The 13,122-nt window shown below is 62.5% G+C and carries 10 protein-coding genes; 9 read left to right on the top strand and 1 reads right to left on the bottom strand.

The window, feature by feature from the left end; all coding sequences use genetic code 11:
• Positions 1 to 231: 231 nt before the first annotated feature.
• The 8 genes from LB543_RS07635 (at position 232) to LB543_RS07600 (ending at position 8,299) form a co-directional block, all read left to right on the top strand.
• Complete coding sequence (locus tag LB543_RS07635) at positions 232 to 1,470, top strand: ABC transporter substrate-binding protein (protein WP_015315675.1); 1,239 nt, start codon at positions 232 to 234, stop codon at positions 1,468 to 1,470.
• 98 nt (positions 1,471 to 1,568) lie between these two features.
• Entirely contained in the window at positions 1,569 to 2,462 is an 894-nt protein-coding gene (locus tag LB543_RS07630; protein ID WP_224613643.1) for a carbohydrate ABC transporter permease, read from the top strand.
• A gap of 13 nt (positions 2,463 to 2,475) precedes the next feature.
• Positions 2,476 to 3,387, top strand: a complete 912-nt coding sequence (locus tag LB543_RS07625; protein ID WP_411908751.1) for a carbohydrate ABC transporter permease — start codon at positions 2,476 to 2,478, stop codon at positions 3,385 to 3,387.
• Positions 3,387 to 4,487 carry an ABC transporter ATP-binding protein gene (locus tag LB543_RS07620; RefSeq protein WP_224597342.1) on the top strand — a complete coding sequence of 367 codons (1,101 nt, stop codon included), beginning with the start codon at positions 3,387 to 3,389 and terminating at the stop codon, positions 4,485 to 4,487. The genes LB543_RS07625 and LB543_RS07620 overlap by 1 nt, the downstream gene beginning before the upstream one ends.
• A 76-nt stretch (positions 4,488 to 4,563) precedes the next feature.
• Complete coding sequence (locus LB543_RS07615; protein WP_224597340.1) at positions 4,564 to 5,310, top strand: sugar phosphate isomerase/epimerase family protein; 747 nt, start codon at positions 4,564 to 4,566, stop codon at positions 5,308 to 5,310.
• Positions 5,311 to 5,320: 10 nt separating this feature from the next.
• A complete protein-coding gene (locus tag LB543_RS07610) occupies positions 5,321 to 6,478 on the top strand; it encodes a Gfo/Idh/MocA family protein (RefSeq protein ID WP_224613641.1) in 1,158 nt (385 codons plus the stop codon).
• 132 nt (positions 6,479 to 6,610) lie between these two features.
• On the top strand, positions 6,611 to 7,657 hold the full coding sequence (mgrA, locus tag LB543_RS07605) for an L-glyceraldehyde 3-phosphate reductase (protein WP_224613640.1): 1,047 nt from the start codon (positions 6,611 to 6,613) through the stop codon (positions 7,655 to 7,657).
• A gap of 237 nt (positions 7,658 to 7,894) precedes the next feature.
• On the top strand, positions 7,895 to 8,299 hold the full coding sequence (locus LB543_RS07600; RefSeq protein ID WP_140756338.1) for a Fur family transcriptional regulator: 405 nt from the start codon (positions 7,895 to 7,897) through the stop codon (positions 8,297 to 8,299).
• Between the two features lie 15 nt (positions 8,300 to 8,314).
• Here LB543_RS07600 and polA read toward each other — a convergent pair whose 3' ends face one another.
• A complete protein-coding gene (gene polA, locus LB543_RS07595; RefSeq protein ID WP_224613689.1) occupies positions 8,315 to 11,272 on the bottom strand; it encodes a DNA polymerase I in 2,958 nt (985 codons plus the stop codon).
• 434 nt (positions 11,273 to 11,706) lie between these two features.
• Here polA and LB543_RS07590 point away from each other — a divergent pair, with 434 nt between their 5' ends.
• Positions 11,707 to 13,092, top strand: coding sequence for a M20/M25/M40 family metallo-hydrolase (locus LB543_RS07590; RefSeq protein WP_411908749.1), 1,386 nt, complete (start codon positions 11,707 to 11,709; stop codon positions 13,090 to 13,092).
• The last annotated feature ends 30 nt before the right edge of the window (positions 13,093 to 13,122 follow it).

The following is a 13,122-nucleotide window of genomic DNA, read 5'->3' as shown; positions in this document are numbered from 1 at the left end:
GAAAAATCGTTGGGATTCAGTGGGAAGCATGCTGCCAGCAAGTTTTTTTGCTGTTTTTGCTCGTTGTGCGGCGCGCTCTTGCGCGTTGCGCCGCACAATGCCACCGCAGCGAAAGGATTTTGTTCGCGACTCGAAAAATGTCAAAGCGAGCTTGCCGGAAGGGGTTGCGCATGGTCCTCAATTGCCGTATCGAAAATCTGTAACGTTTCAGATTTCTGGGAGGAAGCCGAAATGCGATACAAATTCCTGACCGCTGCGTTTGCAGCGACGGTTGCGCTCAACTTCGCCGGCCCGGCGGCCGCGACCGATCTGGAAGTCACCCATTGGTGGACTTCCGGCGGCGAGGCGGCAGCGGTCGCCGAACTCGCCAAGGCATTCGACGCCACCGGCAACCACTGGGTCGACGGCGCCATCGCCGGGTCCGGCGGCACGGCACGGCCGATCATGATCAGCCGCATCACCGGCGGCGATCCGATGGGGGCCACCCAATTCAATCATGGAAGGCAAGCGGAAGAGCTGGTGCAGGCCGGCCTGATGCGCGACCTCACCGACGTCGCCACCAAGGGCAAGTGGACGGAGGTGGTACGGCCCAAGAGCCTGCTCGACTCGTGCACGATCGACGGCAAGATCTATTGCGTGCCGGTCAACATCCATTCCTGGCAGTGGCTGTGGCTGTCGAACGCGGCTTTCGAGAAGGCCGGCGTTCCGGTGCCGAAGAACTGGAATGAGTATGTGGCCGCGGCCCCGGCACTGGAGAAGGCAGGCATCGTGCCGCTCGCGGTCGGTGGGCAGGCCTGGCAGGCATCGGGCGCCTTCGACGTGCTGCTTGCCGCGGTCGGAGGAACCGACACCTTCCTCAAGGTCTACAAGGACAAGGACGCCAAGTTCGCCGCCGGTCCCGAAGTCGCCAAGGTCTTCAAGGCAGCCGACGACGCCCGCAAGATGGCCAAGAACACAAATGTGCAGGACTGGAACCAGGCCACCAACATGGTCATCACCGGCAAGGCCGGCGGCCAGATCATGGGTGACTGGGCGCAAGGCGAGTTCCAGGTCGCCGGCAAGACCGCCGGCAAGGACTATACCTGCCTTCCCGGCCTTGGCCTGAACGAGGTCATTGCCACGGGCGGCGACGCCTTCTACTTCCCACTGCTCAAGGATGCCGACAAGGCCAAGGCGCAGGAAGTGCTGGCCGAAACACTGCTCGATCCCAAGACCCAGGTTGCCTTCAACCTCAAGAAGGGTTCGCTGCCGGTGCGCGGCGACGTCGACCTCAACGCGGCCAATGACTGCATGAAGAAGGGCCTCGCCATCCTGGCCAAGGGCGCGGTCATCCCATGGACGGACCAGCTGCTCTCGCAGGACAGCCAGAAGCAGAAGGAGGATCTTTTCTCCGAATTCTTCGCCAAGCCCGACATGAGCCTCGAAGAGGCGCAGAAGCGCTTCGCCGACATCATCGCTTCGGCAGATTGACGACTGACGGGCCGCCTCGCTCCCGACCTTGCCAGGCAGGGCCGGGAGCCCAGGCGCGCTGACTTTCCGCCCTTATCCGATCCAGCACGGCTGTACCGATGAGCAAGAGCGAACGCCCGAGCCAACTCTTCCGCAATCTCAATGCGAAGGTCGCTTCGATCCCGATGGTGCTCACCGCAATGGTGGTGTTCGTCGGCGGCACGGCGTGGACCGTGCTTTATTCCTTCACCAATTCGAAGCTCCTGCCGCGGCTGAACTTCGTCGGGCTTGACCAGTACTACCGGCTGTGGGCGACACCGCGCTGGCTGATCTCGATCGAGAATCTTTTGATCTACGGCGTGATCTCACTGGTATTCTCGCTGGTGATCGGCTTTCTGCTGGCGGCTCTGCTCGACCAGAAAATCCGTTTCGAGGATACGTTCCGCACCATCTTCCTCTATCCCTTCGCGCTGTCCTTCATCGTCACCGGCCTTGTCTGGCAATGGCTGCTCAATCCGGATTTCGGCGTCCAGGGCGTGGTGCGAAGCCTCGGCTGGACCAGCTTCGAATTCAATCCGCTCTACAACTCCAGCATCGTCATCTACGGCATATCGATCGCGGCGCTTTGGCAAGGCACGGGGCTGATCATGTGCCTGATGCTGGCGGGTCTGCGCGGCATCGACGAGGATATCTGGAAGGCTGCACGGGTGGACGGGATACCCATGTGGAAGACCTATCTCTTCATCATCATCCCGATGATGCGGCCGGTGTTCATCACCACGCTGGTGATCATCGCGTCCGGCATCGTCAAGGTTTATGACCTCGTCGTCGCGCAGACCAGCGGCGGGCCGGGCATCGCCTCCGAAGTGCCGGCCAAGTATGTCTACGACTACATGTTCTTCGCCCAGAACCTCGGCCAGGGCTTTGCCGCCTCGACCATGATGCTGCTGTCGGTGATGATCGTCATCGTGCCGTGGGCCTATCTCGAATTCGGAGGCCGCAAGCGTGCCTGACCATGCCGTCTCCTTGTCCGCCACGTCAAACCTGCGGGATGATGCCTCCGGGCCGAGCGGGCCAAAGCCGCGGCACATGTTTTCGCGCCGCAACATTTTCCTCTACGGCACGCTCGTCGTGGTGGCGCTCTACTACCTCCTGCCGCTCTATGTGATGGTCGTCACCTCGCTCAAGGGCATGCCGGAGATCCGCCTCGGCAACATCTTCTCGCCGCCGCTCGAGATCACCTTTGAGCCTTGGGTCAAGGCATGGTCGCAGGCCTGCACCGGCCTCAATTGCGACGGACTTTCGCGTGGTTTCTGGAATTCGGTGCGCATCACCGTTCCCTCGGTAATCCTGTCGATCGCCATCGCTTCGGTGAACGGCTACGCGCTGGCCAACTGGCGCTTCAAAGGCGCCGACACGTTCTTCGTCATCCTGATCGTCGGCGCCTTCATTCCCTACCAGGTGATGATCTATCCGATCGTCATCATCCTGCGCGAGATCGGCCTCTATGGCAGCCTTACCGGTCTGGTGATCGTGCACTCCATTTTCGGCATGCCGATCCTGACGCTTCTGTTCCGCAATTATTTCACCTCCATGCCGGAAGAGCTGTTCCGGGCGGCACGCGTCGACGGCGCCGGCTTCTGGGGCATCTACCTGCGCATCATGCTGCCGATGTCGCTGCCGATCTTCGTCGTCGCCATCATCCTGCAGGTCACCGGCATCTGGAACGACTTCCTATTCGGCGTCGTCTACACCCGGCCCGACACCTACCCGATGACGGTGCAGCTCAACAACATCGTCAATTCGGTGCAGGGCGTGAAGGAATACAACGTCAACATGGCCGCCACCATCCTGACCGGGCTGGTGCCGCTGGTCGTCTACTTCATTTCCGGCAAATTGTTCGTGCGCGGCATCGCCGCCGGCGCGGTGAAAGGGTGATGGCGATGGCGGCGAACGGCACCAGTGTTTCGATCCAGGATCTGTCGCTGAACTTCGGCGCGGTCTCGGTGCTGCAGACGCTCAACCTCGATGTCGCCGAAGGCGAATTCATCGTGCTGCTCGGGCCTTCCGGCTGCGGCAAGTCGACCTTGCTCAACTGCATCGCCGGCCTGCTCGACATTTCGGAAGGCCGCATCTTCATCAAGGGCAAGAACGTCACCTGGGAAGAGCCCAAGGACCGCGGCATCGGCATGGTCTTCCAGTCCTATGCGCTCTACCCTCAGATGACGGTGGAGAAGAACCTGTCTTTTGGGCTGCGTGTCGCCGGCATCGCCAAGGACGAGATCGCCAAGCGCATCGCGCGGGCAGCCGAGATCCTGCAGATCGAGCCGCTGCTGCAGCGCAAGCCGGCCGCCCTATCCGGCGGCCAGCGCCAGCGCGTGGCGATCGGGCGGGCGCTGGTGCGCGATGTCGACGTCTTCCTGTTCGACGAACCGCTGTCCAACCTCGATGCCAAGCTGCGTTCGGAACTTCGCGTCGAGATCAAGCTTCTGCATCGTAAATTGCAGAACACCATGATCTACGTCACCCACGACCAGATCGAGGCGATGACGCTGGCCGATCGCATAGCGGTTATGAAGGGCGGTGTCATCCAGCAGCTCGACGCGCCGCAGACCATCTATAACCGTCCGGTCAACCGGTTCGTTGCAGGGTTCCTCGGCTCACCGGCCATGAATTTCATCGAGGGCCGGCTGGAGAAGGACGGCGGGGACTGGCACTTCGCCGTCGAGAATGCCCGCGTCCCGCTTTCGACCTATGCTTTCGACAAGGAGCCGGTGCCTGGGCCAGCCGTATTTGGCATCCGGCCGGAACATGTCGCCTTGAACAGCGGCACCGGCTGGCCGTTTACAGCGACGGCGAATGTCGAGGTCGTCGAGCCGATGGGCTCGGACACGCTGGTCTGGCTGAAGCTCGGCAAACAGAATTTCACCGTGCGGGTAACGGCCGAACGCACGCCGGGCAATGGCGATACCGTGAGCATCGGCTTCGATCCGATGCGGGCTTCGCTTTTCGAGTTGGCGAGCGGCAACCGCATGTAGCTTACCAGAGCCTCCCCGAACCATTCTCCCCAAACCATCCTCCCAAGGACAATCCCAAGCAGAACGGACAGAGACGATGAACTGGTCATTCCAACTTTACAGCGCCCGCAATTTCTTGCCCTGGACCGATGTGCTCGAAATGCTCGGCAAGCTCGGCTACGCCGAGGTCGAAGGATTCGGCGGCGTCTATGACGATCCCAAGGCCTTCCGCGCCGAACTCGACAAGAACGGCCTTTCGATGCCGACCGGGCATTTTTCCATCGGCGCGCTGGAGAAGGATTTCGACGGTGTGCGCCGGATCGCAGAAACACTCGGCGTCAAGCTCTTGATCTGCCCCTACCTGATGGCCGAGGACAGGCCGTCCGACGCTGCCGGCTGGCGCGGCTTCGGAGAGCGTCTGGCCAAGGTCGGCGAGGTGGCCTCGAAGGCCGGCTATGGCTTCGCCTGGCACAACCATGATTTCGAATTCAAGACACTCGCCGACGGCTCGGTGCCGCAAGATCATATCCTGTCGTCCGCCCCCAATATTGGCTGGGAAATGGACGTTGCCTGGGTGGTGCGCGGCGGCGCCGACCCGCTGCCCTGGATCGAAAAGCATGGCCAGCGCATCGTCGCCGTCCATGTCAAGGACATGGCGAAGCCAGGCGAGGGGCTGGATGAGGATGGCTGGTCGGATGTCGGGCATGGCACGATCGACTGGGCCGGCCTGATCAAGGTGCTGCGGGCCAAGAGCGCGGCAAAATACTTTGTCATGGAACAGGACAATCCCAACGACATCGAGCGTTTCGCCCGCCGCTCGATCGCAACCGTCAAGAGCTACTAGGAACAACCACATGGCAAAGAAGCTGAGTAATGGGAAACTGGGTATTGGCGTCATCGGCTGCGGCAACATCTCGAAGGCGTACTTCTCGCTGGCGCCGCTGTTTCGCGGCATCGAGATGCGCGCATGCGCCGACATCAACATGGATGTGGCCAAGGCGCGGGCGAAGGAATTCAAGCTCCGTGCCGAGACCGTCGAGGATCTGCTCAAGGCTGACGATATCGACATCATCGTCAACCTGACCATTCCGGCCGTGCACTACGAGGTGTCGAAGCAGGTGCTCGATGCCGGCAAGCATGTCTATTCCGAAAAGCCGTTCGTGCTGTCGCTCAAGGAGGGCCAGGACCTCAAGGCACGGGCCGAGAAGAAGGGGTTGCGCATCGGCTCGGCGCCGGACACGTTCCTGGGCGGCGCGCACCAGCTGGTGCGTGACCTGATCGACGAGGGGAAGCTCGGCAGGATCACCAGCGGCACTTGCCATGTCATGGGCCACGGCATGGAACACTGGCACCCCAATCCGGATTTCTTCTTCCAGCCCGGCGCGGGACCGGTGCTCGACATCGGACCGTACTACATCACCAATTTGATCCAGCTGATCGGGCCGGTAAAGCAGGTGGCGGCTTTCGCGACGACTCCGGCCAAGGAGCGGACGATCAGCTCAAAGCCTCGCGCGGGGGAAAAAATCCCGGTCAACACGCCGACCACCATTCACGGCCTGCTGGAATTCGAGAACGGCGCCGTGGTGACGCTGAACACCAGCTGGGACGTCTGGGCCCACGGCCACGCGCCGATGGAACTCTATGGCGAGGCCGGCACGGTGTTCGTGCCGGATCCGAACTTCTTCGGCGGCGACGTGCGCTTCACCGAAGAAGGCAAGCCGGTCAAGAAGCTGCCGAAATGGAAGCATCCGCTTGGCATCCCCAACGAGATGCACGGCCAGGGCATGATGGCCAACTACCGCACGGCGGGCCTCGCCGACATGGCGCTGGCGATCGCCGAAGGGCGGCCGCACCGCTGCTCGATGGAACTCGCGCTGCATGCCGTTGATGTGATGACCGGCCTCCTGCGCTCGGGCGAAACCGGCAAGTTCGTCCCCATGCAGACCACTTGCGAGCGCCCGGCCGCGCTTGGCGTCAAGCAAGCCAAGGATCTTCTGGCCAAGAAGAAATAGGTCGCGGAGATTATCGATAATTTTGCCTGCCCCTCTCCCCGTTCCTCCGGGGAGGGGGTAAAGGATGGGTACGGGCATGCTCATCGCCTCTGCCATGACGGTGCCCCATCCGTTCAGATTCGAGGATTTTCCATGCCCTATATCGCCGCTGAAAACCGCTACGAGAAAATGATCTACAACCGCTGCGGGCGGTCCGGCCTCAAGCTGCCGGCGATCTCGCTCGGGCTGTGGCACAATTTCGGCGACGACACGCCGCATCGGACCAAGCAGGCGATTGTGCGCAAGGCCTTCGACCTCGGCATCACCCATTTCGACCTGGCCAACAATTATGGGCCGCCGCCCGGCTCGGCCGAGACGGCTTTCGGCGAGATACTGCGCACCGATTTTTCCGCCTATCGCGACGAACTGATCATCTCGACCAAGGCCGGCTACGAGATGTGGGCAGGCCCCTACGGCGAATGGGGCGGGCGCAAATACGTGCTGGCCAGCCTCGACCAGAGCTTGAAGCGGATGGGCCTCGACTATGTCGACATCTTCTATTCGCACCGCTTCGATCCCGACACGCCGCTCGAAGAAACCATGGGCGCGCTCGACCATGCGGTGCGTTCGGGCAAGGCGCTCTATGCCGGCATCTCGTCCTACAATTCGCAGCGCACCCGCGAGGCCGCCGACATATTGAGGCAACTCGGCACGCCCTGCGTCATCCACCAGCCGAGCTATTCGATGCTGAACCGCTGGGTCGAGGAAGACGGGCTGCTCGACACGCTCGAAGGGCTCGGCGTCGGCTCCATCGTGTTCTCGCCATTGGCGCAAGGCATGCTGACCGACAAATATCTTGGCGGCATTCCCGACGGCAGCCGGGCGTCCCAGGGCAAGTCGCTGAAGACTGCTTTCATCAATGACCGCACCATCGCCAACATCAAGGCGCTCAACGCGATCGCCGACAAGCGTGGCCAGACGCTGGCGCAGATGGCGCTGGCCTGGGTGCTGCGCAGGGGCAAGGTGACGTCGGCGCTGATCGGCGCCAGCCGGCCGGAGCAGGTCGAGGACTGCGTCGGCGCGCTCAAGGTGCTCGACTTCAGCAATGCCGAGCTAGCCGAAATCGACACTTACGCGCGCGAGTCCGACATCAATCTGTGGGCTGCCTCCGCCGAGCGCAAAGGCCCGCCGAGGAAATAGTCCGCCTCGCAAGGCGGCAAAGCAAAACGGCGGGACCTGTCCCGCCGTTTTGCATGGAAGCGGAACGTCGCTCCGCTATCAATCCTGCCGCCACCATTGTGCCGGCATGTCATCGACCGGCTCGGGATAGCAACAGAAGAGTAGCAAAGAAGGCGGTTCGTCGCTATCTGAATGGGATCAGGCCGTTTGCGTGAGCAAACAGCCCATGGATGGCGCAGGACAGGTTGGAACAGAGCCATGGCGGCAAGGGATGTGCTGACGAAAAACCAGCTGTGCGTGCTCGAGAAACTCGAGACCGCCAGCGGGCCGCTCAGCGCCTACACCTTGCTCGACCAGCTGCGCGAGCGCGGTTTTCGCGCGCCATTGCAGGTCTATCGCGCGCTCGACACGCTGGTGAAGTCAGGCTTCGTGCATCGGCTGGAAAGCATCAACTCCTTCGTCGCCTGCGCCGAGCCGCACGACCACAGTCACTCGATGACTGCCTTCGCCATTTGCGACAGCTGCGGGCAAGTAACCGAAATGTCCGATCACGACGTCGACCACCGGTTGAACGAATGGGTTAACTCGACCGGCTTCGCCGCCAGGAAGGCGGTGATCGAATTTCGCGGGACTTGCGCGAAGTGTTCGGCGCAAGCAGCCTGAAGGCCTGCGCTACCGTCAGTGCGCCTCGTCCCAGTTGTTGGCCGCCCGCGCATCGACATGTAGCGGCACAGACATCGACACCGCCGGCATCGCCGCGTTTTCCATGACGTGGCGCACGACAGGGATCGTCGCCTCGACTTCCGCCTCGACCGTTTCGAAGATCAGTTCGTCATGCACCTGCAACAGCATGCGGGCGGACAGCTTGGCCTTGTCCAAGGCTTCCTCCATGCGGATCATGGCGCGGCGGATGATGTCTGCGGCGGTGCCTTGCAGGCGGGCGTTGATCGAGGCGCGTTCGTTGAACGCGCGGATCGAGGGGTTGGAGGACCTTATATCGGGATAGTGGATGCGGCGGCCGAAGATCGTTTCGACAAAGCCGTGCTCGCGGGCATAGGCTTTGGTCTCCTCGATATAGTCGCGGATGCCGGGGAAGCGCTCGAAATACTTCTTGATGTAGGCGCTCGCCTCCTCGCGCGGGATCGACAGCTGGTTGGCAAGGCCGAAAGCCGAAATGCCATAGATGATGCCGAAATTGATCGCCTTGGCGCGGCGGCGCACTTCCGACGGCATGCCCTGCACCGGCACGTTGAACATTTCGGACGCTGTGATGGCGTGGATGTCGGCGCCATCCGCAAAGGCCTGCCGCAATTGCGGGATTTCGGCGACATGGGCGAGCACGCGCAGTTCGATCTGGCTGTAGTCGGCCGACACCAGCCGGTGGCTCTTGTCGGTGATGAAGGCGGTCCTGATCTTGCGGCCTTCAGCCGTGCGCACCGGGATGTTCTGGAGGTTCGGGTCGGATGACGACAGACGGCCGGTCGTCGTCGCGGCCAGCGCGTAGGAGGTGTGGACGCGCTTGGTGTCGGGATTGACGAAGCCGGGCAGTGCGTCGGTGTAGGTCGATTTCAGCTTGGTCAACTGGCGCCAGTCGACGATCTTGCGCGGCAGTTCGTGGCCTTCGGCGGCAAGGTCTTCGAGCAGTTGCGCCGAGGTCGACCACTGGCCGGTCTTGGTCTTGGAGCCGCCGGGCAGGCCCATGCGGCCGAACAGGATATCGCCGAGCTGCTTGGGCGAGCCGATATTGATGCGCTCGCCAATGAGCAGGTAGATTTCCTCTTCGAGCCGGGCCGCACCTTGCGCCAGCTCGCCCGAAAGCCGCGACAGGATTTGCCGGTCGACCGAAATGCCGCGCTGTTCCATGCGCGCCAGCACCGGCACCAGCGGCCGCTCGAGGCGTTCATAGACCGAGACCAGGCCCTTGGCGGCAAGCCGCGGCTTCAGCACCAGCCACAGCCGCAGCGTCACGTCGGCATCCTCGGCGGCGTGAGCGGTCGCCTTGTCGATGTCGACCTGGTCGAAACCGACGGAGCTCTTGCCGGAACCGGTCACGTCCTTGAGCTGAAGAGGCGTATGGCCAAGCCATTTGTCGGCCAGGGCATCCATGCCGTGGCCGTGCGGAGTGCCGGCGTCGAGCACGTAGGAGATCAGCATGGTGTCGTCGAAGGGCGCGACATCGATGCCGTAGCGGCTCATGATGACCAGATCATATTTCAGGTTCTGCGCGATCTTGAGGACCGATCTATCCTCAAGCAGCGGTTTCAGCACCGCCAACGCCTCGCGAAGCGGTATCTGGTTTTCGAGCGTGCCGCCGCCGAGCAGATCACCGTTGCCGCTCTTGTGGGCGAAGGGAATGTAACCGGCGCGGCCGGGCGCCGTGGCTATTGCCATGCCGATCAGTTCGGCCTGCATCGGATCAGTGGAGGTGGCTCGGACGTCGAAGGCAGCGATACCGGCCTCGCGCGCCTCGGCGACCCAGGCTTTCAGCGTCGCGATATCGCGGATGCACTGATAGGCCGAGATATCGATCTTGCGTGTTGCCGCGCTCTCCAGCCGCAATGCGGCGAGCAGCGAAGGGGTGTCACCCTGTTTTGGCTTTTCCGCCGTCTCGGTTTCAGCAGCCTGGCCAGGCTCGGAGCCCGCCCCGTTTCGGACAACGGGCGGCGTCCCGGCGCCGACATCGGGGCCATGCGCGTTATCGGCGCGTTCGACGGCCACGGCGACGGCCTGGACGTCGCCGGCCTCCGTGCCGGTCGCTTCCGCGACGCGGCGGGTCAGCGAGGTGAATTCCATGGTCTTGAGGAAACCGATCAGCCTCGGCCCGTCGGGCGCATGCAGCACGAAATCGTCCAGGCCCTCGGCCACCGGCACATCGTTCTTCAGCGTCACCAGCTGGCGCGAGATGCGCGCCTTGTCGGCGTTGGCGATGATCGATTCCCGCCTTTTCTCCTGTTTGATCTCGCCGGCGCGGGCGAGCAATCCGTCGAGATCGCCGAACTGCTCGAGCAGTTGCGCCGCGGTCTTTGGCCCGATGCCGGGCACTCCAGGCACATTGTCGACGGAGTCGCCGGTCAGCGCCTGGAGGTCGATCATCTTTTCCGGCGGCACGCCCCATTTCTCGACGACTTCGGGGATGCCGATCTGGCGATCCTTCATCGGGTCGTACATGCCGACCGTGTCGCCAACCAGCTGCATCAGGTCCTTGTCGGATGAGATGATGGTGGTGTCGCCACCGGCCTCGCAGGCCAGCCGGCAGTAAGTGGCGATGAGATCGTCGGCCTCGAAGCCTTCCATCTCGAGACAAGGGAGGTTGAAGGCCCTGGTTGCCTGGCGGATCAGGCCGAATTGCGGGATCAGGTCCTCGGGCGGCGCCGAACGGTTCGCCTTGTATTCGGGATAGAGGTCGTTGCGGAAGGTTTTCGAGGAATAATCGAAAATGACGGCGAAATGCGTCGGCACAATGCCCACATCGGTGTTGCGGGCATCCTGCATCAGCTTCCACAGCATGTTGCAGAAGCCGGAAACGGCGCCGACCGGCAGGCCGTCGGACTTGCGGGTCAGCGGCGGCAGTGCGTGATAGGCCCGGAAGATGTAGCCAGAGCCGTCAATGAGGAAGAGATGATCGCCTTTTTTCATGCCGGCAGGGATAGCGCGGCGCGATGGCTTGGTCCATGCCAAAGACATCGCCAGATACAGGTTCCGTCAACACCCTGACAGATCGGGACCCTGACAAATCGGCCTATACAAGCCCGCTCACGGGCACGTTACAAAAGTGTAACGTTCGTGCCCTTGAATCGCCATGTTCAGAGACCCAAATACGGCTCATCGGCAATTTTCGCCGAAGTCCGGAGCAAGGCCCGTCCCCCGCCTATACCGGACACCTGCGGCAGCCTATCCCCCCTCTCCGGGCTGCCGCATCGTTTCGAGTAAAAGGCCGCCGTGGTTCCCCCTCCACCACGGCGGCTTTTTTTGTCTGCGGCGACCGTCCTGGGCCGTGGTCCAATCGTCCCGGCTTTTCGTTTCGCCGCTCTGCCTTTACGGTTCCGGCACTGAATCGAAAGGCTATGCAAATGTCCGCAGTTTCCCCCGTCCTCGACCGTCTCGACCAGAACCTCGACCAGAGCCTCGAACGGCTCTTCGGCCTGCTCGGGATCAAGTCGATCTCCACCGATCCAGCCTATGTCGCCGATTGCCGCAAAGCGGCGGAATGGCTGATGGCGGAACTCAAGCTGATCGGCTTCGACGCCAGCGTGCGCGACACGCCTGGACACCCGATGGTGGTTGCGCATCACGACGGGCCGGCCGGCGCGCCGCATGTGCTGTTCTACGGCCACTATGACGTTCAGCCGGTCGATCCGATCGAACTGTGGGAAAACGACCCCTTCGCCCCCGCGATCAAGGAGGTCGAAGCTGGTCGCAGGATCATCACCGGGCGCGGCTCGGCCGACGACAAGGGTCAGCTAATGACCTTCGTCGAGGCATGCCGTGCCTGGAAACAGGTGCATGGCGGTCTGCCATGCCGGGTCACCATCCTGTTCGAAGGCGAGGAGGAATCCGGCTCGCCCTCGCTGAAGCCGTTCCTCGAGGCCAATTCCGAGGAGCTCAAGGCCGACTTCGCGCTGGTCTGCGATACCAGCATGTGGGACCGCGACACGCCGTCGATCTGCGTCGGGCTGCGCGGCCTGGTCGGCGAGGAGATCACGGTGAAGGCGGCCGACCGCGACCTGCATTCGGGCCTCTATGGCGGCGCTGCCGCCAACCCGATCCGCATCCTGGCCAAGGTGCTTGCCGACATTCACGACAAGGACGGTCATATCACCATCCCGGGCTTCTATGACGGTGTCGAGGAAACGCCATCGCAGGTGCTGAAATCATGGGAGACGCTGGGCGAGACGGCCGAAACCTTCCTCGGACCTGTCGGCCTGTCGATCCCATCGGGCGAAAAAGGCCGCTCGGTGCTGGAATTGACCTGGGCGCGGCCGACCGCCGAATTCAATGGCATCATCGGCGGCTATACCGGCAAGGGTTTCAAGACGGTGATCGCGGCGGAAGCCTCGGCAAAGGTGTCTTTCCGCCTCGTCCACAAGCAGGATCCGGAGAAGATCCGCGCAGCTTTCCAGAAATTCGTCAAGGAGCGCATCCCGGCCGATTGCTCGGTCGAATTCCATGCTCATGGCGGTTCACCGGCAATCCAGCTTTCCTACGACTCGCCGTTCCTGGCCAAGGCCAAGACCGCGCTTTCGGACGAATGGCCAAAGCCCGCGGTGACGACCGGCAGCGGCGGCTCCATTCCGGTGGTGGGCGACTTCCAGACCTATCTCGGCATGGAATCGCTGCTGGTCGGCTTCGGCCTCGACGACGACCGCATCCACTCGCCCAACGAGAAATACGAGCTCAGCTCCTTCCACAAGGGCCAGCGCTCCTGGGCGCGCATTCTGGACGCGCTGACACGGTAAGGCGGACAACCCTGGACGGCGGAAAACAAC

Source organism: Mesorhizobium sp. ESP7-2, from assembly GCF_020164715.1.
Taxonomy (GTDB): domain Bacteria; phylum Pseudomonadota; class Alphaproteobacteria; order Rhizobiales; family Rhizobiaceae; genus Mesorhizobium.
This window is presented reverse-complemented; position numbering and strand designations above follow the sequence as displayed.

Excerpts from the sequence above, each read along its gene's own strand:
- LB543_RS07635 (WP_015315675.1), top strand. The coding sequence starts at position 232 with ATGCGATACAAATTCCTGACCGCTGCGTTTGCAGCGACGGTTGCGCTC.
- LB543_RS07630 (WP_224613643.1), top strand. The coding sequence starts at position 1,569 with ATGAGCAAGAGCGAACGCCCGAGCCAACTCTTCCGCAATCTCAATGCG.
- LB543_RS07620 (WP_224597342.1), top strand. The coding sequence starts at position 3,387 with ATGGCGATGGCGGCGAACGGCACCAGTGTTTCGATCCAGGATCTGTCG.
- LB543_RS07615 (WP_224597340.1), top strand. The coding sequence starts at position 4,564 with ATGAACTGGTCATTCCAACTTTACAGCGCCCGCAATTTCTTGCCCTGG.
- LB543_RS07610 (WP_224613641.1), top strand. The coding sequence starts at position 5,321 with ATGGCAAAGAAGCTGAGTAATGGGAAACTGGGTATTGGCGTCATCGGC.
- mgrA (WP_224613640.1), top strand. The coding sequence starts at position 6,611 with ATGCCCTATATCGCCGCTGAAAACCGCTACGAGAAAATGATCTACAAC.
- LB543_RS07600 (WP_140756338.1), top strand. The coding sequence starts at position 7,895 with ATGGCGGCAAGGGATGTGCTGACGAAAAACCAGCTGTGCGTGCTCGAG.
- polA (WP_224613689.1), bottom strand. The coding sequence starts at position 11,272 with ATGAAAAAAGGCGATCATCTCTTCCTCATTGACGGCTCTGGCTACATC.
- LB543_RS07590 (WP_411908749.1), top strand. The coding sequence starts at position 11,707 with ATGTCCGCAGTTTCCCCCGTCCTCGACCGTCTCGACCAGAACCTCGAC.